Below are 19,878 nucleotides of genomic sequence, written 5' to 3' on the forward strand. Positions count from 1 at the left end.
GCACTGCGTGCATGATGGCGGGGACGACGGCGCCACGGCGCCGTACCTCAAGGGACAGGAACGCGCTCATGCTCCGTACCACGACCAGCCTGACCGGCCTCGCCACCGCCGCCGCACTCGTCCTGAGCCTGGCGACCCCCGCCTCGGCCGCGACCGGCACCCTCTACATCAACTGGGCACAGCACGAGAACCCCAGCGGCTGCTACACCTCCGACAGCGCGAACCCCTTCGTCTACAACCGGACCGACGCCGTGGCCTTCGCGTTCCTCGGGCCGGGCTGCCAGGGGCCGATCACCGGGACGGTGCCGCCGGGCGACGGCCAGGAGATCGTCGGCACCAGCGTGCTCATCCGGTAGGGGAAAGGCGTCCGGCCACGGCCCCGCGGCGTTGTGCGGGGTCGTGGCCGTCGTCGTTCCGGGGGAGGGGGCGGCTCACATCGAGGCGGCGCCGGAGGCGAGGGCGACGATGCCGACGACGGTCATCAGCAGCGTCGTGCCGGGGTGCATGGTGATCGAGATGCGGATGTCCTGCTTCTTCCAGGCCAGCCAGACGCCGGGGTAGAGGAAGACGAGCTTCGACAGGACGGTCCACGGGGCCCAGAAGTGGTACACGGAGAACAGGAGGGTGTTGAAGATCGGGGCCCACTTGCCGAGCTGCGGCAGGCGGGGCAGCAGGAAGCCGCGGAAGTAGTACTCCTCGATCAGCGGCAGGGTGAAGCCGGTGAACGGCCCGCAGAGGATCAGCGTGGTGAGCACGACCGCGTGCGGGTAGCCCTGGAGGTAGGTGGTGCCGTCGGGGCCGGCGCCCTGGTAGTCCACCCAGGTGAAGAACCAGTCGTAGACGAGGTTGTCCAGCGGGGTCAGCGCGAGCGAGACGACGGTCATCCACACCAGGCACGCGCCCCCGAGCCACATGACCTTGCCGCGCGAGAGCGGCTTGTCGCGGTAGCGCAGGACGCCCTTCAACGTGAAGCGGCCGGTCTGCTTCTTTCCCAGCCACAGCAGGAACAGTTGGACCGGGAAGAGCACGATCGCCAGGGCCATGGCCCAGGCCGCGAAGATCGGCGCGCCCATCGCCCGCACCAGCGGGGCGGCGACGAACGCGTACACGGCGACGATGGCCGCGCCGGGCACCAGGTGCAGTGCGACGGAGAGCGGGACGGAGTGACGATCCGCGAGAAGCTTCGCGACGAAGCCTGTCGGGTGGGGGCCGGCCGGGGGCCGCGTTGCTGTGTCCATGCCGGCAATCGTGGCCGGACGACCCGACACGGCCCTGACATCGTTCTGACACGGCTTGGAGCCCCGTGCAAGGCGCACGTCACGAGGGGCCGGAGCGTCCCTGCCGAGGGGGAAGGTGTCAGGCGGGCCAGCGGCCGGTGGCCTTGGCGGCCTCGATCGCGGCGCGGCCCGCCGGGCGCATCCGGCCGGCGGCCGTCAGCGCCTCGGCCTTGGCGACGTTGATGTCGGACCAGGGGCTGCGGCGGGTGCGCGGGGAGTAGCGCTGGAGGTAGTAGTCGCCGTCGAAGGCCCTGCGGTGGCTGTCGATCCAGCCGTGGCACAGGGCTTCGTCCAGGGCCTCGTCGAGGGTGACGGTGGTCGCGGCGCTGTTCTTCTTGGCGATCAGCAGCCAGACGTCGGCGGCCGTCTCGTGGTGCTCGGTGAGCCAGGATTTCCAGGCGGCGGCGTCGTCCAGGCGCAGGGCGTCGTCGGTCATCGTGGTCAGCCCTTCAGGCTCGCGAGGACGTTCAGGTAGTGGTGGTTGATCATGATGCCGAGGATGTTGCCGAAGGGGTCGCGGACCGAGGCGGTGGTGAAGCCGGGGCCGCGCTCGGTGGGCTGGTCGTAGGGGGTGGCGCCCATGTCGAGGAGTCGCTGCCAGGTGGTCTCCAGGTCGTCGACGGCCCAGTAGGCGATGGCGCCGCCGTCTTCGGCGGTCCGGCCTCGGGGGGCGTAGCGGGCGTCGATGATGCCGAGCTCGTGCTGGTAGTCGCCGAGGCGGAACTCCACGTAGACGGGGTCGCCCTGTTCGGGGCGCTGGAAGTAGGCGGGGATGCCGAGGAGGTCGGCGTACCAGTCGCGGGCGGCGGCGACGTCGTGGGCGTAGAAGCTGATGGTGGTGAGTCCGCGGAGCATGTTCCGGGCCTTTCGTGCGGTGGCTTGTGAGATCGATACTTCCAGAAAAAGTGCTCATCGAATGAGCACTTTTTCTGGCATCGTCGAAGACATGAGAGCGGATCGACTGGTGGCCGTCCTGCTGCTGATGCAGTCGCGCGGACGGGTGACGGCGGCGGACGTCGCCGCCGAGATGGAGGTGTCCGTCGCCACGGCACGCCGCGACCTGGAGGCCCTGTCGGCGGCGGGCATCCCCGTGTATCCGCAGGCCGGACGCGGCGGCGGGTGGGCCCTGCTCGGCGGCGCCCGCACCGACCTGTCCGGGCTCAAGGCCTCCGAGGCCAGGGCGCTGTTCCTGCTGCTCGGCCCGGCCGCGGCGATCGCGCCGGAGGCCAAGGCGGCGCTGCGCAAGCTCGTACGCGCCCTGCCCTCGACGTTCCGGCAGGAGGCCGAGGCGGCGGCGGACGCCGTCGTGGTCGATCCGGCGCGCTGGGGCGAGCACCGCCGTACCCGGCCCGTGCTCGTCAACCTGCTGGAGGACGCGGTGGTCCGGCGCCGGAAGGTCCGCCTCACCTACTCCGGACGGGAGCGCGTCCTCGCCCCGTACGGCCTCGTCGACAAGGACGACACCTGGTACCTGATCGCCGGCACCCCCGACGGGCAGCGCACCTTCCGCGTCGACCGGGTCACCGACGCCGAGGTCACCGACGAGCCGGCCGAACGCCCGGCCGACTTCGACCTCGCGACGGCCTGGGACGAGGTCGTCACCGCGATGGAGGCCCGGCGCGCGACCACCACGGCCACCGCCACCATCGAGCCCCGCTACCTGCGCGTCCTGCGCGACCGCTTCGGCCGCCACTGCGAGGTGATCTCCCATGGGGAGCGGGTACGCGTCACGCTCACCGCGCCGACCGCGCTGGACATCGCCCGCCAGCTCGCGGGCTGGGGCGACCTCGTCGTCGTGGAGGGCCCGGAGTCCGTCCAGCACGAGCTGACGAAGCTGGCCGCCCAGGTCACAGCCCTGTACGGCGAGGCCTGACAGCCCTACCGGGCGGTGTCGCGGCGGTAGGTGTAGAGGATGAGGCCCTCGTGGAACCTGCCGATCTTGTCGTACAGCGCGCGGGCCTGGGCGTCTTCGAGGGTGTTCCAGTAGAGGCTGGGATAGCCGTGGTCCTTGGCGTCGCGGGCCACCCACTCGATCACCGCCGTGGCGATGCCCCGCCGCCGGAAGTCGGCGTCCACGAACAGGTCCGCCATGTAGCACCTCCCGGCGTACCAGACGCTGGCGTGGAACAGGTAGTGCGCGATGGCCACCATCCGGCCGTCCAGGCGGGCGGTGATCCCGCGGGTCTGGTCGTCGTCGATCAGGCGTCGCCAGGTGCGTTCGTAGGCGGCGTCGTCGCGTTCGGTGTCGAAGTAGGCGTCCTGGCCGCGGGCCAGCACTTCCCAGTGGGCGCGGTCGGGTTCGGCGAGGAAGTCGATCTCCAGCATGGCGTCATCCTGCCGCAGGCCGGCGGTCAGCGGTCGCGGACGAGGGCGAGCATCTCGGCCACCGATCCGGCCGGATCGGTGATCGGGAACTGCACGGCCCGGACGACCGCGTCGGGGTCGACCAGCAGAGTGACGCGCTTGAAGCGGTCGACGCCGGCCGTCCGGAAGGTCGGCAGCAGCAGCCCGGCGGCGAGCCTGTCGTTCTGGTCGGACAGCAGGGGAAAGGGCAGTTCCGCGTGCCGGACGAACGCGGCGAGCTGGTCGGGGCGCTGGGTGCTCACGCCGCGGATCGTGGCGCCGGCCGCCTCGAAGTCGGCGAACCGTGACGCGTAGGTGAGGGCCTCCAGCGTGCAGCCCTTCGTGCCGGGGATGTCGGCCCAGCCGGGCGGGGGGTCCTGGACGCCGGGGGCGAACGCGCCGGGGAAGAAGTAGAGCACCGTCCAGACGTCCGGCGCGTTGGGCGCGACCAGCTCGCCGTCGTGGCGTTCCAGCAGGACGCCGGGGAGCCTGCGGCCGACCAGCTCGTGCACGCGACGGCTCTCGGCGGAGCCGTTCTCGCTGGTGGCGGTCAGGGCGCCGTCGCCCATCACGTGCCTGGCGCCCCAGTCCTGGAGGGCGATGAGCGCGGGCAGCAGACCTTCGCCCTTCGCCGTCAGCACGTAGTCGTGGCGCGGGGGGCGGGTGGAGTAGGGCCGCCGTTCGAGCACGCCGTGTTCGACCAGCTTGGCCAGGCGTTCGGCCAGGGCCCGGCGGCTGACGCCGAGCTCGCGCTGCAGGCCGTCGAAGCGGGTGGTGCCGCCCGCGATGTCGCGCACGACCAGGAACGTCCACCAGTCGCCGATCACGCCGAGCGCTTGGGCGATGCCGCAGTCGGAGTCGGGGAGATCGGCGCGCTTCACGGGCTCCAGTATAGTGCGTTCCATTATGGAACTTACTCGGCGGAGGTGCGGGATGGGGATCGACGGCGCAGGCGGCGCGGCCGTCTTCTGGCGGTGGTGGACGGCCGGCACGACCAGCGCGGCCGGCTCGGCGGTCGGCGCGGTGGCGTTACCGCTGACGGCCCTGACCGTGCTCGACGCCTCCGCGTTCGAGATGGGCGTGATCGCCGCCGCAGGTTACGTCGCCTGGATCGTGATCGGCCTGCCCGCCGGGGTGATCGTGCAGCGGCTGCCGATGCGCACCGTCCAGGTCGTCGCCGACCTGGCGCGGGCGGCGGCGGTCGTGTCCGTCCCGCTGGCCTGGTGGCTGGACGAGCTGACCATCGCCCAGCTCGTGATCGTGGCCCTGGTGACCAGCTTCGCGAACGTGCTCTTCGACGTCGCCAACGCCACCTTCCTGCCGTCGATCGTGAGCAGGGAGCAGTTGCAGTCCCGCAACAGCCTGACCTCCGGCACCCACGCCACCACCCAGCTCGCCGGGCCGTCGGTCGGGGGCCTCGTCGTCCAGGTGCTCGGGGCGGTGCCCACCCTGCTCGTGGACGCGGTCAGCTACCTCGCCTCGGCCCTGCTGCTGCGGACCCTGCCGGAACGCCGTCCCGAGAACCCCGACCGCCGGCCGCCGATGGGGGCGATGATCCGGGAGGGCTGGCGGTTCGTCGTGCGTCATCCGGTCATGGGCCCGAGCATGTGGGCCGCCACCGCGGTGAACACGGTCTGCGGGGCGCAGCACGCGCTCTACGCGCTCTACCTGGTCCGCGAGCTGCACGCCGAGCCTGGCCTCGTCGGCCTGCTGCTGGCGGTGGAGGGCGTCGGCACGCTGATCGGCGCGGCGTCCACCAGCCGGCTCACGGCCCGGTTCGGCACCGCCCGTACGCTGCTCGGCGCGGGCTTCGTCGTGGTGGCCGGGGCGCTCGTCATCCCGCTCGGCGACGGCTGGCGGGGCTTCGCCGCGTTCGCCGTCGGCAACGTGGTGTTCGCCGCCGGGGTCGTGGTGCTCAGCGTGCTGACCCGGACGTACCGGCAGCTCGCCAGCCCGCCCGAGCTGCTGTCCCGGGTGATGGCCACGGTCCGCTTCGTCTCCTGGGGCGCGATCCCGGTCGGCGGGCTGGTCGCGGGGGTGATCGCGGGGCTGCTCGGCGCGCGGGCGACCCTGCTGCTCTTCGTCGTCGCGGCCTTCTGCGTGCCGCTGGTCCTGCTGGCCTCGCCGGTCCGGCGCCTGCGCGACCTCGCCGACCATCAGGGGAGCGGGGAGACCTCCGGCTCGCAGGGTCTGTCGATCACATGATGATTCGCGGAAGTGGCGGTGACGTCATGGCGATCTCGCGGCGAAAGGATCACAGCCATGAAGCGCATCCCCCTCTTCCTCTCCACCGCCGCGCTGCTGACGCTGGTCGCCACGCCGGCCCAGGCCGCCGCACTGCGCCCGATCGTCGTGCAGCCGTACGGCGACCTGACCGAGGGCGTCACCGTCGCCCCGGACGGCACGATCTACGTCGGCCTGCTGACCAAGGGCGAGATCAGGAAGGTCGACAGCACCGGCACCGACACCCTGCTGGCCGCCCTCCCCATCGGCGAGGGCAAGCTGAACGGCCTGGCCACCGACCGCCAGGGCAACGTCTACGCCGCGCTCAACTCCGGTGCGGCCGCCACCAACGGCATCTGGCGGATCACCCCCTACGGCGAGGCCAAGCTCTACTCCGCGCTGCCGATCGGCTTCGCCAACGGCCTGGCCTTCGGCCCCGACCACGCGCTCTACGTCACCGACACCACGAACAGCGTCGTCTACCGCGTGACCGACGGCAAGGCGGCGGTCTGGGCCAAGTCGTCCCTGTTCGTCGGCTCGGACGGCACCGGGGCGAACGGCATCGCCTGGCGCGCGGGCGCGTTCTACGTGGCCGTGTCGGACGAAGGCCAGATCGTCCGCGTCCCGTACGGCAAGGGCGGCAAGGCGGGCACGCCGACCGTGTACGTCAAGGACGCCAAGCTGGCCGGGGCCGACGGCGTGGCCTTCGACGTGCGCGGGCAGCTCTACGTGCCGAGCTACACGGGCAACACCCTCAGCATCGTCCGCACCGGCGGCGGCGTGGAGGTGCTGGCCGACAAGCTGGACAGCCCGGCCAGCCTGGCCTTCGACGGCAAGGCGCTCTACTTCGTCAACATCGGCGGCAACGGCGCGCCCAGCCTGATGAAGACCAAGGTCAAGCTCCCCGGCCAGCCGCTGCTGCGCGGCTGACCCCGCTCCCGCCGCCGACCGGCGGGCCGATCAGGCCGAGGAACGCCGTGGCCGCCGCGGACGGGTGGGCTCCCCAGATCAGGTGCTCCACCCGTGCCGGGGCGTCGCGCAGGCGGACGAGGCCGAGGTTCGGGAAGCGGGGGGCGTAGGCGGCGGGGAGCAGGCCCACGCCGAGACCGTGCCGGACGAGATCGACCATGAACTCGGCGGAGGTGACCTCGAAGGCGACCTCGCGGTGGACGCCGGCCGCCGCGAACGCCACGTCCGACTGGATGCGCCCGGCGTGCCCGGCGCGGAAGTCGATGAACGGCTCGTCGGCGAGGCCGCGCAGGTCGCTCTCGCCACCGGCGAGGGGATGGTCCGGCGCGACGACGGCGACCAGCTCGCCTCTGGCCAGCGGGCGGCTCTGGACGGCCTTCGGTTCCGCGCGGGTCGGCAGGCCGAGGAAGGCGACGTCCGTCTCGCCGCGCCGGACGCGTTCGATCAGGTCTTCGCTGCCGGCGGAGACCAGCGTGATGCGCACCCGCGGGTGCCGGCGGCGGAACTCCTTCAGCACGACCGGCAGGTCCACGGCGGAGACCGTCGGGATCGAGCCGACGGCGAGCCGCCCGCGGATCTCCCCGCTGGCCGCCGCGACGTCGGTCCGCGCCCGGTCGGCGGCCTCCAGGCAGTCGCGGGCCGCGGGCAGGAACGCCTCCCCGGCCGTGGTCAGCCGCACGCGGCGGCTGGTGCGCTCGAACAGCCGGGCGCCCAGCTCCCGCTCCAGGGCGGCGATCTGGTGGCTGAGCGCCGACTGCACGACCCGGCAGCGCTCGGCGGCCCGGGTGAAGTTGCTGGTCTCGGCGACGGCGAGGACGTACCGCAGCTGCTGAAGCTCCATGGATCAATCGTGTCAGACGATCGATCTCGATGAAAACTATGTGTTGGACTCATCGATGGAGGGTCGGCAGGCTGGTCGCATGACGCAGACTCTTTCTCCGCAGGCGACGAGCTCCGCCTTCCGGGCGTGGGCCGGGGTCGCCGCGATCACGGCCAGCCTTTTCGTCTTCCTCACCACCGAGTTGATGCCGGTGGGGCTGCTGACCCCGCTCAGCGAGGATCTGGGCATCTCCGTGGGCGCGGCCGGGTTGATGGTGACGTTGCAGGGCGTGTCGGCCGGGCTGGGCGTGCCGTTCATCGTGGCGTGGTCGCGGCGGGTCAACCGGCGGGTGCTGTTGTCGGTCCTGCTGGCGGTGCTGGCCGTGGGCAACCTGGTGACCGGCATCGCGCCGAGCTACGGGGTGATCCTGACGACGCGGCTCCTGCTGGGCTTCGCCAGCGGCGTGTTCTGGGCCATCGGCGTGAGCATGGCGATGCGGCTGGTCCAGGAACGGCACGCCAACCGGGCCGCGGCCATCGTGATGTCCGGCATCTCGATCGCCACCGTGGTCGGCATCCCGCTCGGCACCTTCCTGGAGAGCCTCACCGACTGGCGCACCACGTTCCTCATCTGGAGCGGGCTGAGCGCGCTGGTGTTCCTGGCGGTCGCCTTCGCGATCCCGTCGCTGCCGTCGGCGAACGCCGTCTCCGTCCGCGAGGTGTTCGGGCTCCCGCTGCGGAACGTGCCGCTGCGCATGGTGCTGGTCACGGTGGTGCTGTTCGTGCTCGGCCACTTCGGGGCCTACACCTTCGTCCGGCCCTTCCTGGAGGCCAACGCGGGCGCCTCGCCGCTGCTGGTGACCGGGGTGCTGATGGTGTTCGGGGTCGCCGGCGCGATCGGCAACTTCGTCGCCGGGCACACCGTGAGCCGCAGCCTGCGGGGCAGCTTCGTCGTCGGCGCGGCGGGGCTCGTGACGGCCATGCTGCTGCTGCTCGCGATCGGCGGCAGCGCCACGGGGGCGATCGTGGCGCTGGTCGTCTGGGGGCTGTCGTTCGGGGTGGTGCAGCTCGCGCAGGTCAACATGACGCTCGCCGCCGCGCCGGAGACCTTCGAGGCGGCCATGTCGCTCAACACGATGGCGTACAACACCTCCATCGCGCTCGGCGCGCTCTTCGGCGGGCTGTTCGCCGACAACGTCGGCGTCACCAGCGTCGTGTGGTTCGGCGTGGCGCTGACCGCGGCCTCGCTGCTGCTCAACCTCGCCACCGGCCGGCGGACCTCGCGGTCCGTCCAGCCGGTCGCGTGAACGACGGGGACGCCCGCCTCACAGCAGTCGCCGCGCGGCGGTCGCCTCCCAGGTCCGCAGGTACGATTCCGCGCCGCTCGCCAGGTCACGGACGATGTCCGGACCGGCGAGCAGGCGCATGTCCTCGATCCAGTCGGGGACCAGGCCGTAGTTGGCCACGCCGTCGACGTTGACGTCCCAGACCCGCTGCCCGGTGCGCTGCCGGTCGAGGCGCACGCTCCCGTCGAAGGACGTGAACGGGTACGTCACCGGGTTCGCGGCGTTGCCGGCGCGCGCGGCGGGCAGGCGGCCCATGCCGTTGACGTCCAGGCCGTAGCCGTATCCGGGCACGTTGTACTGCTGCCGCAGCGGTGCGGTGCGCCGCCACTCCGCGACGAAGTCGGGGGAGTTGTGGCCGTACTGGGTGATCATGCCGCCGAGGGCGTAGATCCGGCTGAAGAAGCCCGGGTCGGCCCAGCTGTGCGAGGAGATCACGCCGGGGTAGCGGGCCGCCTCCAGCAGGCCGAGCGTCTGGGCCGCGGCCTTCACGCTCATGTGGTCGATCTCCACCATCATGCCGCGCCTGATCAGGCCCTGGACCATGTACGTGCCGAGCGAGGTCAGCCCCCGGGTGTTGCAGTGGGGCGCCGGCGGATACAGCGGCAGCGAGACGCCCGGCGGCAGCAGCCGCGCGATCTGGTCGGGCAGCACGCCGGCCGGGTCGATGGTGTTGTCGTGCTCGGGCCCGGTGCAGGTGCGGGCCTGCCAGAACGAGCCGGTGGACAGCAGGTTGCCGACGTTGACGATCGCGCCCTGGGTGCCGGAGTCGAAGCGCACCCCGCACAGCGCGTTGTCGTACTTGTGGCAGACGAACATGCTGCGCACGCCGAGCGCGTACATCTCGTCCAGGCCCCGGTCGATCTGGGACTTCGTGCACTGCGGGATGCCGAGGATCTGCCGGCAGCCGAACGGCTCCGACGTCTCGATCCCGAGGACGACGGCCAGCTTGCCGGCCGCGGCCACGCTCCTGGCCTCGGCGGGGTCGTTCACGAGGCGGAACCAGCCGCGTCCGGGGCCGCCCGACTCGGCGTCGATGTGGTCCTGCAGCTCGCGGGCCCGCTGGGCCTGCAGGCGGATGGACGTCATCTCGTCGCAGGAGTACTTCTTCAGCGGGTAGATCGCGCAGAGCTGCCGGTTGGCCACCAGGTCGTTGACCAGCACCCGGAGCCCGCCGCGCCAGGCGCGCTCGACCCAGGTGTAGTACGCCTGCTGGTGGGTCAGCGAGTCGTTGGCCGGCCAGTCGCGGAAGGTGGGCCAGCCCACCGGGTCGTGGGTGCCGGTGGGCTTGCCGGTCCTGGTGAAGTTCTCGTACCAGGCCAGCTCGCCGTTCGGGTAGTGGTCGGGGCAGTCGGTCAGCGCGTGCTCGATGCCGTCGGGGTCGAACGGCTTGCCGCACATGAGCATGCCGCCGAACGTCTCGTAGGAAAACAGGTGGCTGTGGCCGTCCACGAAGCCGCTCACGGCGGCGGCGGCGTGCGCGGCGGCGGTCGGGACGGACGGCGCGACCAGCGCGCCGGTCAGGAGAAGGACGGCTGCGGCCGCCCGGCGGATGAGACGGTGGAACACGGGACCACCTCCCAGGCTGCGGTACCGGGGTCGCCGCAAGCATCCACCGCCGGAAGGGTCCCGGCAAGACCGAACATGAGCTGATCTCATCTAAATTCGCGACCGAAATGCCAGGCGCCCACGTCGTCGGCCAGGCGGCCGAGGCAGGCGCCGAACCGCCGCCGGTCCGGCTCGTCCCGGGACGCGGTCAGGTCGTCGAAGACGTGCCGCTGCCATTGCCGGGCCCCTGGAACGGCTGGGACCGTTCTTCGCAGCCGTTCCATGAGTTTTCCGCATGGAAGCCGTTGAACCCCGCCCGCGCGGGACGGCGTACACCCTGACGACGAGCACCGAGCCGGAGGACGGCGATGGACAGTCAGGGATGGGGTGGCGGGCTGGCCCTTCGGCCGCGCGACTACCTGGGGATGGGTGAGCCGCTGGCCGACGTGGTCGCGGCGGCGGGGCCGTACGAGGGGGAGGCGCTGCACCGGCTCGCGCTGGGCACGGCCGCCACTCTGGCCAGGCTGCATCTGACCGGCATCGCGGGGCTGCGGCTCGGGCCGCACAACGTGCTGGTCGGGCCGCTCGGCGAGGCGTCTTTCGCGCCCGGCCCGAGAAGCAGCGACCTGCCATCGGCCGACGTGCGCGAGTGGGCCGACGTGATCGTCTTCGCCGCCGCCGGGCACGCCGGGGGCGGCGCGGACCTCGTTCGGCTGCCGCCTCCGCTGCGCGGCCTGGTCGACCGGTGCCGCCGGCCGGACCCGGCCGACCGGCCGACGGCGATCGAGCTGGTGCGCGTCCTGCTCGGGCACGCGGCCTCCGCCCGGCACGCCTCGGTGCGCGACCTGCTGCGCGAGGCCGAGGCCTGGGCCGGTCCGCACGAGCCGGCGCGTCCGGACAGGCGGCCGGCGGGACGGCACGGGCGTACGCCGTCGGGGTAAATGATCAGCTTTTATCGCTGATTCAACAGGTGGGGTGATGGATGCAAATCCCGTATCTTGTTCCTCGCCCGTGACTAGGGCAATAATTCAATATCAGTAGTTATCCGGGCGACATTTCATGATGTACGCAGCGCGAGGAGTCGCCGCGTGAATCATCGTGTGACCGACGAGGCCATGGTGCGGGCCCTGTACCGCGAATACGGGTCCCCGCTGATGGCCTTCGCCGTGCGGCTGACGGGCGGCGACCGGCGCTGGGCGGAGGACGTCGTCCAGGAGACCCTGGTACGCGCCTGGCGCAACCTCGGGGACCTGCGGACCGACAACGGCTCGTTGATGCCCTGGCTGGCCACCGTGGCCCGCCGGGTCGTGATCGACGACCGGCGCCGGGCCGGCACGCGCCCCCTCGACACCGTGGAGGAGGTCCCGGAACGGGCGAACGCCGTGGCCGCCGAGGACGACCGCCTGCTGCGCGAGATCGTGGTGACCGACGCCATGCTCTCGCTGTCGCCGGCGCACCGCCAGGTGCTCACGGAGACCTTCCTGCGCGATCGCACGCTGCAGGAGGCCGCGGAGACGATCGGCGTGCCCGTGGGCACGGTGAAGTCCCGCGTGTACTACGCGATGCGGGCCTTACGCATCGCACTGGAGGAAAGGGGGGTGGGGCTCCCGTGAACGAAGTGCACCACGAGGACGTGGCGGCGTACGCGCTGGGCCTGCTGGACGACGACGAGCGCAACGCCTTCGAACACCACCTGCACGGCTGCCCGAGCTGCGCCGGCGAGGTCGGCGCGTTCGCGGCCATGGGGGAGCTGATGCGCGGCGTCGATCCCGACGACCTGCGCCGCGGGCCGGTCGAGTCGGAGCTGGAGTCGCCGGTCGAGTCGCTGCTGGTGCGCCGGGCCGCCGTGGAGCGCCGCCGCCGGACCCTCCATCGAGGGCTCATGTCGGCCGCCGCGTGCTTCCTCGTCGCGACCGGCGTCTTCCTCGCCGTCAACGCGGCGACCTCGGGCCCCGACCCCGACAGCGTGCACAGCCCCGCCCGCGCCCTGCTCATGACCGGCCGCACCTACCCGGTCAACGACCCCGCGACCGGCGTGTCCGGCGTGGTGGGCGTCGAGGACAAGGGCTGGGGCACCCACGTGGCGCTGGAGCTCAAGGGCGTCAAGGGGCCGCTGAAGTGCCGGCTGGTGGCCTTCGGCGACGACGGCCGCTCGGAGACCGTGGCGAGCTGGGGCGTGCCCGACAAGGGGTACGGCGTCCCGGGCGCCCCCGACCCCCTGCTGCTGCACGGCGGCACCAGCCTGACCCAGGACGACCTCAACCACTTCAGCATCGAGACCCTGGACGGCCGCATCCTCGCCACCGTGCAGGTGTGACCGCCTACCATCGAGCGATGCGCATCGACCTGCACAGCCACAGCACCGCCTCCGACGGCACGCAGCCGCCGGCCGACGTGGTGCGCCGCGCCCGCGAGCGCGGCCTCGACGTGCTCGCGCTGACCGACCACGACACCGTCGCCGGGCACCGCGCGGCCGTCGAGGCGCTGCCCGAGGGCCTGACGCTGGTGCCGGGCATGGAGCTGTCGTGCCGGCGGGCCGGGCAGAGCATCCACCTGCTCGCCTACCTCTTCGACCCCGCCGACCCCGAGCTGCTGGCCGAGTGCGAACGCATCCGCCGGGCCCGCGAGGAACGCGGCAGGCTGACCGTCGAGCGGCTGGTCGAGCTGGGCGTGCCGATCACCTGGGAGCAGGTGTCCGCGGTGGCCGGCGACAGCCCGGTCGGACGCCCGCACATCGCCCGCGCCATGGTCGCCGCGGGGGCCGTGGCCGCGCCCGAGGAGGCGTTCACGCGGGAGTGGATCGGCGCGGGCGGCCGCGCGCACGTCACCCGCTACGCCCTCGATCCCGTACGCGCGGTCCGCCTGGTGCGGTCGGCCGGCGGGGTGCCCGTGCTGGCCCATCCGAAGGCGGTCCGGCGCGGCGAGGCGGTGGCCGACGAGTGGATCGCCGAGCTGGCCGCGGCCGGGCTCTTCGGCGTGGAGGCCGACCACCTCGACCACGACGACGAGGCCCGCGCCCACCTGCGCCGCCTGGCCGCCGGGCTCGGCCTCGAAGTGACCGGGTCCAGCGACGACCACGGCGAGCTGACCGGCCACCGCCTGGGCTGCGAGACCACCGACCCCGAGGTCTACGCCCGCCTGCTGGCCGAGGCGAAGGGCGCCGCCCCGGTCACGGCGCGTTGAAGTACGTGGTGAACCAGTCGCGGGCGTGTTCCGCGACGCTCTCCAGCGCGCCCGGCTCCTCGAACAGGTGGGTGGCGCCGGGCACGACGGTCAGGCGGTGCTCGGCGCTCAGGTGCCGCTGCGCCTCCTCGTTCAGGTCGATCACGATCGGGTCCCGGCCGCCGACGATGAGCAGGGTGGGCGCGCGCACCGCGGCCAGCCGCTTCCCGGCCAGGTCGGGCCGCCCGCCGCGGGAGACGATCGCCGCGATCCGGTTGTCCGGCTCGGCCGCCGCCCACAGCGCCGCCGCCGCGCCCGTGCTCGCGCCGAAGTAGCCGATCGGCAGCCCGGCCGCCTCCTCGCGCCCGCGCAGCTCCTCCGTACGCTCCAGCAGCCGCCCGGCCAGCAGCGCGATGTCGAACACGTTGGCCCGGTCGGCCTCCTCCTCCGGCGTGAGCAGGTCGAACAGCAGCGTCCCCAGGCCGGCCTTGTTCAGCACCTCGGCCACGTACCGGTTGCGCGGGCTGAGCCGGCCGCTGCCGCTGCCGTGCGCGAACACCACCACCCCCCGGGCGGCGTCTGGGACGACCAGGTCGCCGGTCATGCTTCACCTCCGACGGGCGCGCTGCCCCGCTGCGCCACAACCTTGCCGCTACCCAGGCACGGCGACCTCTATCCATCGCTCGAATGGGCATTGACCTGGGAGTATGGACAAAGAGCCGGGGCGCAAGCAGCAGGGCGCCGGCGCGCCGCTCGGGCGGATCGTCTCGGGCGCGGCGGCCGGGCTCGCGCGCCTGCGCGCCCAGGGGTTCCGCGAGTGGCTGGGCGCCGAGCGGGACGCGTTCGCCCAGACGGTCAAGGTGACGCTGGCCTGCGTGTTCGGGTGGTGGCTGGCCACGTTCGCGCTGAAGGTGCCGCTGCCCGTGCTGGTGCCGATCGGGGTGCTGCTCACGGTGTCGGCGACCGCCTACAGCACGGTCGTGCGCGGGTTCCAGCAGGTCGGGGCGGTCGTGGTCGGGGTGGCGGCGGCGTCGGGGCTGATCTGGCTGATGGGCGTGAACGCGCTGACGCTGGGCGTGCTGGTGGCGGCCGGGCTCGTGCTGACCCGGCTGCTCAACCTGCCGGCCCAGAACGTGCAGATCCCGATCACCGCCCTGCTGGTGCTCTCGCTCGGCCGCACGTACGGCTTCGCGCGCCTGGCCGACGTCCTGCTCGGCGCGGCCATCGGCATCGCGGCGAACCTGCTCATCCTGCCCCCGCGCTTCGTCGAGCACGCCGCCAGGGAATTGTGCGACATGTCGGCCGAGCTGGCCGACCTGGCCCAGGACATGGCCGACGGCCTGAGCGGCCACTGGACCGAGGACATGGCCCGCGACTGGCTCGACCGCGCCCGCGAGCTGTCCCAGCGCCTGGAGGAGACCAAGGACACCGCCGACCAGGCGGCCGAGTCCGTGCGCCTGACCTTTCGCAGGCGCCGCCGCTACGACCGGCGCCTGCGCCAGTCGGCCGAGGCCGCGACCTGCCTCGACCACGCCGGGCACCAGCTCAGGAGCATCGCGCGCGGGCTGGTGGACCTGGTCGCCGGCGCCCGCGGCCTGCCCGGCGAGAAGGCCGCCGACCTGCCCGAACCCCTGTCCGGCGAGCTGCGCGCGCTGTCGCGCATCTTCCGCGACTTCGGCCTGATCCAGGTGGGCAAGGCCGCGTCCAGGGACATGGCGAACCTGTGCGCGGCCCTGCGCGAGGGCGAGCACCAGCAGCGCCACCTGGCCGCCGAGCTGGCCGGCTCCCCGCCCAAAGGCCCCCTGTGGCCCCTGTACGGCGCCCTGCTCGACGACTGCGCCAGGATCCGCCACGAGTTCGACCCCGACACCGGCCCCCACCAGGCCGCCTTCCCCTGACCCCGGCACCGGCCCCCACCGGCCTTCCCCTGACCCCGCGCGCGGGATCGCGGACCGTGTCGTGATCCCCTCGTGATCGACGCGGAGACCGGCTGGTATCTCATGCACGCCTCGATCAAGGGCGTGGTCCTGACCGACGAGGGCGTCCTGCTCTGCAGGAACCCCAGGAACGCCTGGGAGCTGCCCGGCGGCTGGCCCGACCGGGCCGACGACACCCTCGCCGAGGTCGTCCGCCGCGAGGTCCTGGAGGAGAGCGGCCTCGACGTCGAGGTCGGCGGGGTCGTCGGCGCGAAGGCGGCGGGACGCCACCGCGAAGGTGACGGCCCGCCGCGCCCCCGTTCAGGCCAGGAGCAGCGCGGAGACGAACTGGAGCAGGTGCCAGGCCACGTACGCGGCCAGCGAGCAGAACGCCCACTCCTTGCTCCTGCTCACCCGCGCCACCCAGACCAGCACCTCCACCGGTTCCGACCGCGGCCTGACCGCCCGTACCGCGAAGCAGGCCGCCATCAGCCAGGCCGCCCCCGACGCGGTGAGCAGCCCGACGGACAGGGCGAGCAGCACCCCCGGCCCCGCCGGCGGGTCACCCGGCGAGAGCTGACGGGTCCAGGCCGCCAGCACCCCGGCCAGCAGGCCGAGCGTGACCCGCCGGTCCCTGCGCGCCTGTCGCTTGAGTGACTGCAGGTCTCGACGCATATGGTTCTTGAGCATCCGGATCACCTCCGTGTCGTCGCTGGTGGCACCAGCTAACGAGAAGGCGCGGAGAAGATCTGCGACCTCACTTCCGAGATTTCCCGACTTTTAGCGGTCTTTCAGGAGAGCTCCCGCAGCTCCTGCGCCGCCCGCCGGCTCTCGAAGACGTCCCCCACCTCGTCCAGCGTGCGCACCGCCTCGGCCAGATGGGCCGCCGCCGCCTCGCGGTCCCCGAGCCTGGCGGTGATCAGGCCGAGCGCCCTCAGCGCGCACCCCAGGTCGCGCCGCGTCCCGCACTCCAGGTGCACGTCCCTGGCCTGCTTGGCGTGGACCAGCGCCTCCTCGGCCCGGTCCAGGTCGAGCAGCACCATGGCCAGCGTCGTGAGCGCCGCACCCCACCGGTCCCTGGTGCCGGTCACGTGCTGCAGCTCGACGGTCTCCACGGCGTACGCCAGGGCCGTCGCGGGCTCGCCCGCCGCGTGGAGCGCGTGCGCGATCGACAGCAGCGCGCTGGCCCTGCTGTCGCCCGTCTCCTCCCGGATCGCCAGCGAGGCCCGCGCCGCCCGCACCGCCGGCTCGTGCCGCCCCAGCGACAGGTACGTGTAGGTCAGCGTCTCCTGCACGTCGGCCTCGGCCCGCCGGTTGCCCAGCCCCTGGACCAGGTCCAGCGCCTCCAGCGCGTACACGAAGGCCACCTGGGGCAGGCCCTGGCGGCGCCGTACGCGGGCCAGCCGGTTGAGCATGCGGGCCTCGACGGGCTCGTCGCGGATCACCCGGCTGATGACGAGCGCCTGGTTGAGGTAGTCGTCGGCGCGCAGGTAGTCCGACAGCCGCCAGTGCACCACCCCGATGTCGCCCAGCGTCTCGGCCTTGCCCTGCTCGTGGTGGAGCTCGACCTGCACCGCGAGCGCCTGCTCGTAGCAGGCCAGCGCCTCGTCGTAGCGCGAGCCGTTGCGCGCGATGCGGCCCAGCGCGCACAGCGCCCGCCCGCACCCGTGCTGGTCGCCGGTGGCCGTGTACCCGGCCAGGGCGCGTTCGGCGTCGCGCCGGGCGTCCTGCTGGAGCCCGAGCTGGTCGTAGATCTCGGCCAGGCAGAGCAGCGTCTCGGCCTCGGCGTGCTCGTCGCCCAGCTCGTGGCAGATCGACAGCGCCTCCAGGCCCTCCGACAGCGCCGCGTCGGGCTCGCCCAGGCTCCGCCGCACCCGGGCCGAGATGATCAGGCTCTGCGCGGCGCCCCTGCGGTCGCCCAGCTCCTCCCGTACGCGCCGCGCCTGGCCGGCGTACCGGAGCGCCAGGTCGTTGCGTTCCTGCGACAGGTGCAGCCGGGCGAGCGTGTGCAGGCACTTCGCCACGCCGGGCAGGTCCCCGATCTCCCGGTGCACCTCCAGCGCCTCATCCGCGCGGCGCAGCGCCTCGTCCCTGTTGCCCGCGATGCCGTGCACCTCGGCCAGGTCGTTGAGCGCGCGGGCCAGCCCCGCGCGGTCGCCCAGCGAGGTGAAGTCGGCCAGCGCCTCGCCGATGAACCTCGCCGCCAGCGTGGACGGCCCGATGTCGCGGTGGATCGAGCCGAGGTGGCTGCGCATGAGCGCGACGGCCCGCCGGTTGCCCACCTGGAGGGCCGAGGTCAGCCCGGCCTGCTGCACCTCCAGGTTGTTCTCGTAGTACCGCAGCCTCCTGAACGGCTCGAACACCGCCTCGGCGAGCTGCCAGGCCATCCCGTACGCGCCGCTCTCCTCGGCCAGCCGCACCGCCGAGACCAGCGACCGCCGCTCGGCCTCGAACCACTCGCGCGGCGTGTCCGGGCCGGTCGCGACCGCCAGATAGTGGTCGAGCAGCCGCACCCTGGCCTCGCGCACCCCCGCCTCGGCGTGCCGGCCCAGCTCCCTGGCCTGCCACTTGACCAGGTCGTGCACCCGGTACCGCGACCCGGGCAGCGGCTCGACCAGGTACGCCCGGTGCAGCCCCTCCACCGCCGCCACCGCCTCGCCCACCGGCACGCCCAGCGCCGCCGCCAGCACCTCCGGCGCGAAGTCCCGCCCGGGAAGCAGCCCGACGTGCCGGAAGGCCCGCCGCTGCGCGGGGCTCAGCGACTCGTACGCCAGGTCCAGCGCCGACCTGAACGCCTCCTCCGGGTCCCCGGCCAGCGGCCGGTCCGGCGTACGCAGCTCCGCCGCCCGCGCCCGCACGCTCAGCCCGGGGTCCTCGGCCAGCTTGGCCGCCGAGATCCGCAGCGCGTACGGATGGTAGGAGCACACCCGGGCCAGCTCGGCCAGCGCGTCCCGGTCGGCGGCCCGCGGCGAGCCCTCGCCGAGCACCGACACCAGCAGCGCCACCGCGTTGCCCGGGTCGAGCACCGACAGGTCCATGAGGTCGGCGTGCCCGGTGGCGCGCAGCGGCGCCATCCGCGTCCTGCTGGTCACCAGCACCACGCAGTCCTTGCCGCCCGGCAGCAGCGCCCGCACCTGGGCCGGGTCGGCCGCGTTGTCCAGGACGAGCAGCAGCCTGCGCCCGGCGATCCTGCTGCGGTAGAGCAGCATCAGCTCGGCCTCGTCGGAGGCCGGCATGTGCTCGCCGACGCCGAGCGAGCGCAGGATCTGCCCGAGCGCCTCGGCCGAGCTCATCGGCGGCTGGGTCGGGGAATGGCCGCGCAGGTCGATCATGATCTGGCCGTCGGGGAACCGGTCGGCGTGCAGGTGGCCCCAGTGCGTCACCAGCGCGGTCTTGCCCACGCCGGTCAGGCCCTGCACGACCATGGTGTTCGTCCGCCGCTGCCGGTCCAGCCAGGCCGTGAGCAGGTCGAGGCTCTGCTGACGGCCGGTGAAGTCGGACACGTCGGCGGGAAGCTGGCGCGGCTTCGGCAGCTCGCCGACCGGCAGCGGCCCGGCCTGGGCGCCCGGCCGGGTGAGGAACGGCGTCACCCGGCCGCGCCACGGCTCGGACAGGTGCTCCCAGGCCCCCGCGGCCTCGCGCAGCGCCACCGGGTCGGCGATCCGCAGCCTGCGATACCCCGGCCGCACCAGCCAGCCGCGCCTGACCCACTGCGTGAGCTGCCGCTGCACGACGTCGGGCGCGCTGCCGACGAGATCGGCCAGCGTCTCCATGGACAGCGGCGGCGCGGCGGGGGAGGCCAGCTCGTACCGCTCGTCCAGGTGCAGCAGCCACACGGCCAGCCGGGCGGCGACCGGGGCCCGGGCCAGCGCCTCGTGCCGGCGGGCCGCCAGGTTCCTGGCGAACAGCTCCTGGACGAGCGCCGTCGCCACCGCCGGGTTCGCCGAGGCGTGCTCGCGTAACCGCCGCAGATCGATGGGCCAGGCCCGGACCTCGGTCAGGGCGTCCACCTTGACGCGCTCGCCCGGGCTCCAGAAGGCCAGCTCGCCCACCAGGTCGCCGGGGCCGCGCAGGTCGTGCACGACCTCCCGGTCGCCGCCGGGGACGTGCTCGCGGGCGTACCCGTGGTCGATCACGTGGACGCGGCTGACCGGCCGGACCGGCGAGCAGATCAGCTCGCCGCGGCGGAAGAGGCGGGGGCTCGCGCCCTCGTCCACGAGTGACCTGAACAGACCCATGCCACCACCGATCCGGGGACGGCGGTGTCCTCGACATGAC

At 73.0% G+C, this 19,878-nt stretch carries 21 protein-coding genes and 1 pseudogene; 11 read left to right on the forward strand and 11 right to left on the reverse strand.

Going from position 1 to position 19,878, the window contains the following annotated elements:
- The first annotated feature begins 68 nt into the window (after window positions 1-68).
- Window positions 69-356 carry a hypothetical protein gene (locus tag ACIBQ8_RS37115; protein ID WP_397173305.1) on the forward strand — a complete coding sequence of 96 codons (288 nt, stop codon included), beginning with the start codon at window positions 69-71 and terminating at the stop codon, window positions 354-356.
- A 75-nt stretch (window positions 357-431) separates the two neighbouring features.
- On the opposite strand, the gene ACIBQ8_RS37120 is transcribed toward ACIBQ8_RS37115, so the two are convergent.
- The 3 genes from ACIBQ8_RS37120 to ACIBQ8_RS37130 all read right to left on the reverse strand — a co-directional run bounded on the left by ACIBQ8_RS37120 (window position 432) and on the right by ACIBQ8_RS37130 (window position 2,132).
- On the reverse strand, window positions 432-1,238 hold the full coding sequence (locus tag ACIBQ8_RS37120; RefSeq protein WP_397194399.1) for a type II CAAX prenyl endopeptidase Rce1 family protein: 807 nt from the start codon (window positions 1,236-1,238) through the stop codon (window positions 432-434).
- Between the two features lie 118 nt (window positions 1,239-1,356).
- A complete protein-coding gene (locus ACIBQ8_RS37125; RefSeq protein ID WP_397173308.1) occupies window positions 1,357-1,713 on the reverse strand; it encodes a YdeI family protein in 357 nt (118 codons plus the stop codon).
- A gap of 5 nt (window positions 1,714-1,718) precedes the next feature.
- Window positions 1,719-2,132, reverse strand: a complete 414-nt coding sequence (locus ACIBQ8_RS37130) for a VOC family protein (protein WP_397173309.1) — start codon at window positions 2,130-2,132, stop codon at window positions 1,719-1,721.
- 91 nt (window positions 2,133-2,223) lie between these two features.
- Between ACIBQ8_RS37130 and ACIBQ8_RS37135 the strand changes: the two genes are divergently transcribed.
- Window positions 2,224-3,150 (forward strand): helix-turn-helix transcriptional regulator, encoded by a 927-nt coding sequence (locus ACIBQ8_RS37135; RefSeq protein ID WP_397194400.1) that lies wholly within the window; start codon window positions 2,224-2,226, stop codon window positions 3,148-3,150.
- A gap of 5 nt (window positions 3,151-3,155) precedes the next feature.
- Here ACIBQ8_RS37135 and ACIBQ8_RS37140 read toward each other — a convergent pair whose 3' ends face one another.
- Complete coding sequence (locus ACIBQ8_RS37140; RefSeq protein WP_397173311.1) at window positions 3,156-3,602, reverse strand: GNAT family N-acetyltransferase; 447 nt, start codon at window positions 3,600-3,602, stop codon at window positions 3,156-3,158.
- A 26-nt stretch (window positions 3,603-3,628) separates the two neighbouring features.
- Entirely contained in the window at window positions 3,629-4,501 is an 873-nt protein-coding gene (locus ACIBQ8_RS37145) for a winged helix-turn-helix transcriptional regulator (RefSeq protein WP_397194401.1), read from the reverse strand.
- Between the two features lie 52 nt (window positions 4,502-4,553).
- On the opposite strand from ACIBQ8_RS37145, the gene ACIBQ8_RS37150 reads away from it, so the two are divergent.
- Both ACIBQ8_RS37150 and ACIBQ8_RS37155 read left to right on the forward strand, forming a co-directional pair.
- Entirely contained in the window at window positions 4,554-5,825 is a 1,272-nt protein-coding gene (locus ACIBQ8_RS37150; RefSeq protein ID WP_397194402.1) for an MFS transporter, read from the forward strand.
- Between the two features lie 57 nt (window positions 5,826-5,882).
- A complete protein-coding gene (locus ACIBQ8_RS37155) occupies window positions 5,883-6,773 on the forward strand; it encodes an SMP-30/gluconolactonase/LRE family protein (RefSeq protein WP_397194403.1) in 891 nt (296 codons plus the stop codon).
- Here the strand turns inward: ACIBQ8_RS37155 and ACIBQ8_RS37160 are convergent.
- Complete coding sequence (locus ACIBQ8_RS37160) at window positions 6,739-7,653, reverse strand: LysR substrate-binding domain-containing protein (RefSeq protein WP_397194404.1); 915 nt, start codon at window positions 7,651-7,653, stop codon at window positions 6,739-6,741. The two genes, ACIBQ8_RS37155 and ACIBQ8_RS37160, sit on opposite strands and share 35 nt — an antisense overlap.
- A gap of 79 nt (window positions 7,654-7,732) precedes the next feature.
- Between ACIBQ8_RS37160 and ACIBQ8_RS37165 the strand changes: the two genes are divergently transcribed.
- Window positions 7,733-8,938, forward strand: a complete 1,206-nt coding sequence (locus ACIBQ8_RS37165) for an MFS transporter (RefSeq protein WP_397194405.1) — start codon at window positions 7,733-7,735, stop codon at window positions 8,936-8,938.
- Window positions 8,939-8,956: 18 nt separating this feature from the next.
- Here the strand turns inward: ACIBQ8_RS37165 and ACIBQ8_RS37170 are convergent, their stop codons facing one another.
- Both ACIBQ8_RS37170 and ACIBQ8_RS37175 read right to left on the reverse strand, forming a co-directional pair.
- The gene (locus ACIBQ8_RS37170) at window positions 8,957-10,543 is read right to left on the reverse strand and encodes a Coagulation factor 5/8 type domain-containing protein (RefSeq protein WP_397194406.1); all 1,587 of its coding nucleotides are present in this window, start codon (window positions 10,541-10,543) and stop codon (window positions 8,957-8,959) included.
- 86 nt (window positions 10,544-10,629) lie between these two features.
- Window positions 10,630-10,806 carry a hypothetical protein gene (locus tag ACIBQ8_RS37175; protein WP_397173323.1) on the reverse strand — a complete coding sequence of 59 codons (177 nt, stop codon included), beginning with the start codon at window positions 10,804-10,806 and terminating at the stop codon, window positions 10,630-10,632.
- An 84-nt stretch (window positions 10,807-10,890) separates the two neighbouring features.
- Between ACIBQ8_RS37175 and ACIBQ8_RS37180 the strand changes: the two genes are divergently transcribed.
- The 4 genes from ACIBQ8_RS37180 (at window position 10,891) to ACIBQ8_RS37195 (ending at window position 13,705) form a co-directional block, all read left to right on the forward strand.
- Complete coding sequence (locus ACIBQ8_RS37180) at window positions 10,891-11,463, forward strand: hypothetical protein (protein ID WP_397194407.1); 573 nt, start codon at window positions 10,891-10,893, stop codon at window positions 11,461-11,463.
- Between the two features lie 177 nt (window positions 11,464-11,640).
- Window positions 11,641-12,135, forward strand: a complete 495-nt coding sequence (locus ACIBQ8_RS37185; protein ID WP_352355860.1) for a sigma-70 family RNA polymerase sigma factor — start codon at window positions 11,641-11,643, stop codon at window positions 12,133-12,135.
- Window positions 12,132-12,839: a zf-HC2 domain-containing protein gene (locus ACIBQ8_RS37190; RefSeq protein WP_397194408.1), complete on the forward strand. Its 708-nt coding sequence runs from the start codon at window positions 12,132-12,134 to the stop codon at window positions 12,837-12,839. Before ACIBQ8_RS37185 ends, ACIBQ8_RS37190 begins: the two co-directional genes overlap by 4 nt.
- A 17-nt stretch (window positions 12,840-12,856) precedes the next feature.
- Window positions 12,857-13,705 carry a PHP domain-containing protein gene (locus ACIBQ8_RS37195; RefSeq protein ID WP_397173328.1) on the forward strand — a complete coding sequence of 283 codons (849 nt, stop codon included), beginning with the start codon at window positions 12,857-12,859 and terminating at the stop codon, window positions 13,703-13,705.
- Here ACIBQ8_RS37195 and ACIBQ8_RS37200 read toward each other — a convergent pair.
- Window positions 13,692-14,288, reverse strand: a complete 597-nt coding sequence (locus ACIBQ8_RS37200) for a dienelactone hydrolase family protein (protein WP_397173330.1) — start codon at window positions 14,286-14,288, stop codon at window positions 13,692-13,694. The genes ACIBQ8_RS37195 and ACIBQ8_RS37200 overlap by 14 nt on opposite strands.
- Window positions 14,289-14,391: 103 nt before the next feature.
- Between ACIBQ8_RS37200 and ACIBQ8_RS37205 the strand changes: the two genes are divergently transcribed.
- Together ACIBQ8_RS37205 and ACIBQ8_RS37210 are read left to right on the forward strand one after the other, a co-directional pair.
- A complete protein-coding gene (locus ACIBQ8_RS37205; RefSeq protein ID WP_397173332.1) occupies window positions 14,392-15,582 on the forward strand; it encodes an aromatic acid exporter family protein in 1,191 nt (396 codons plus the stop codon).
- Window positions 15,583-15,684: 102 nt separating this feature from the next.
- Window positions 15,685-15,858: pseudogene (locus tag ACIBQ8_RS37210) on the forward strand (NUDIX domain-containing protein); the annotation flags it as partial.
- A 63-nt stretch (window positions 15,859-15,921) separates the two neighbouring features.
- Here ACIBQ8_RS37210 and ACIBQ8_RS37215 read toward each other — a convergent pair.
- The gene (locus ACIBQ8_RS37215) at window positions 15,922-16,290 is read right to left on the reverse strand and encodes a hypothetical protein (protein WP_397173561.1); all 369 of its coding nucleotides are present in this window, start codon (window positions 16,288-16,290) and stop codon (window positions 15,922-15,924) included.
- 101 nt (window positions 16,291-16,391) lie between these two features.
- Window positions 16,392-19,838: a tetratricopeptide repeat protein gene (locus ACIBQ8_RS37220; RefSeq protein ID WP_397173334.1), complete on the reverse strand. Its 3,447-nt coding sequence runs from the start codon at window positions 19,836-19,838 to the stop codon at window positions 16,392-16,394.
- Window positions 19,839-19,878: the final 40 nt, after the last annotated feature.

The sequence above is a fragment of the Nonomuraea sp. NPDC049646 genome, assembly GCF_044465525.1.
Lineage (GTDB): Bacteria > Actinomycetota > Actinomycetes > Streptosporangiales > Streptosporangiaceae > Nonomuraea.

Excerpts from the sequence above, each read along its gene's own strand:
- ACIBQ8_RS37115 (WP_397173305.1), top strand. The coding sequence starts at position 69 with ATGCTCCGTACCACGACCAGCCTGACCGGCCTCGCCACCGCCGCCGCA.
- ACIBQ8_RS37120 (WP_397194399.1), bottom strand. The coding sequence starts at position 1,238 with ATGGACACAGCAACGCGGCCCCCGGCCGGCCCCCACCCGACAGGCTTC.
- ACIBQ8_RS37125 (WP_397173308.1), bottom strand. The coding sequence starts at position 1,713 with ATGACCGACGACGCCCTGCGCCTGGACGACGCCGCCGCCTGGAAATCC.
- ACIBQ8_RS37130 (WP_397173309.1), bottom strand. The coding sequence starts at position 2,132 with ATGCTCCGCGGACTCACCACCATCAGCTTCTACGCCCACGACGTCGCC.
- ACIBQ8_RS37135 (WP_397194400.1), top strand. The coding sequence starts at position 2,224 with ATGAGAGCGGATCGACTGGTGGCCGTCCTGCTGCTGATGCAGTCGCGC.
- ACIBQ8_RS37140 (WP_397173311.1), bottom strand. The coding sequence starts at position 3,602 with ATGCTGGAGATCGACTTCCTCGCCGAACCCGACCGCGCCCACTGGGAA.
- ACIBQ8_RS37150 (WP_397194402.1), top strand. The coding sequence starts at position 4,554 with ATGGGGATCGACGGCGCAGGCGGCGCGGCCGTCTTCTGGCGGTGGTGG.
- ACIBQ8_RS37155 (WP_397194403.1), top strand. The coding sequence starts at position 5,883 with ATGAAGCGCATCCCCCTCTTCCTCTCCACCGCCGCGCTGCTGACGCTG.
- ACIBQ8_RS37160 (WP_397194404.1), bottom strand. The coding sequence starts at position 7,653 with ATGGAGCTTCAGCAGCTGCGGTACGTCCTCGCCGTCGCCGAGACCAGC.
- ACIBQ8_RS37165 (WP_397194405.1), top strand. The coding sequence starts at position 7,733 with ATGACGCAGACTCTTTCTCCGCAGGCGACGAGCTCCGCCTTCCGGGCG.
- ACIBQ8_RS37175 (WP_397173323.1), bottom strand. The coding sequence starts at position 10,806 with ATGGAACGGCTGCGAAGAACGGTCCCAGCCGTTCCAGGGGCCCGGCAA.
- ACIBQ8_RS37180 (WP_397194407.1), top strand. The coding sequence starts at position 10,891 with ATGGACAGTCAGGGATGGGGTGGCGGGCTGGCCCTTCGGCCGCGCGAC.
- ACIBQ8_RS37195 (WP_397173328.1), top strand. The coding sequence starts at position 12,857 with ATGCGCATCGACCTGCACAGCCACAGCACCGCCTCCGACGGCACGCAG.
- ACIBQ8_RS37200 (WP_397173330.1), bottom strand. The coding sequence starts at position 14,288 with ATGACCGGCGACCTGGTCGTCCCAGACGCCGCCCGGGGGGTGGTGGTG.
- ACIBQ8_RS37205 (WP_397173332.1), top strand. The coding sequence starts at position 14,392 with ATGGACAAAGAGCCGGGGCGCAAGCAGCAGGGCGCCGGCGCGCCGCTC.
- ACIBQ8_RS37215 (WP_397173561.1), bottom strand. The coding sequence starts at position 16,290 with ATGCTCAAGAACCATATGCGTCGAGACCTGCAGTCACTCAAGCGACAG.
- ACIBQ8_RS37220 (WP_397173334.1), bottom strand. The coding sequence starts at position 19,838 with ATGGGTCTGTTCAGGTCACTCGTGGACGAGGGCGCGAGCCCCCGCCTC.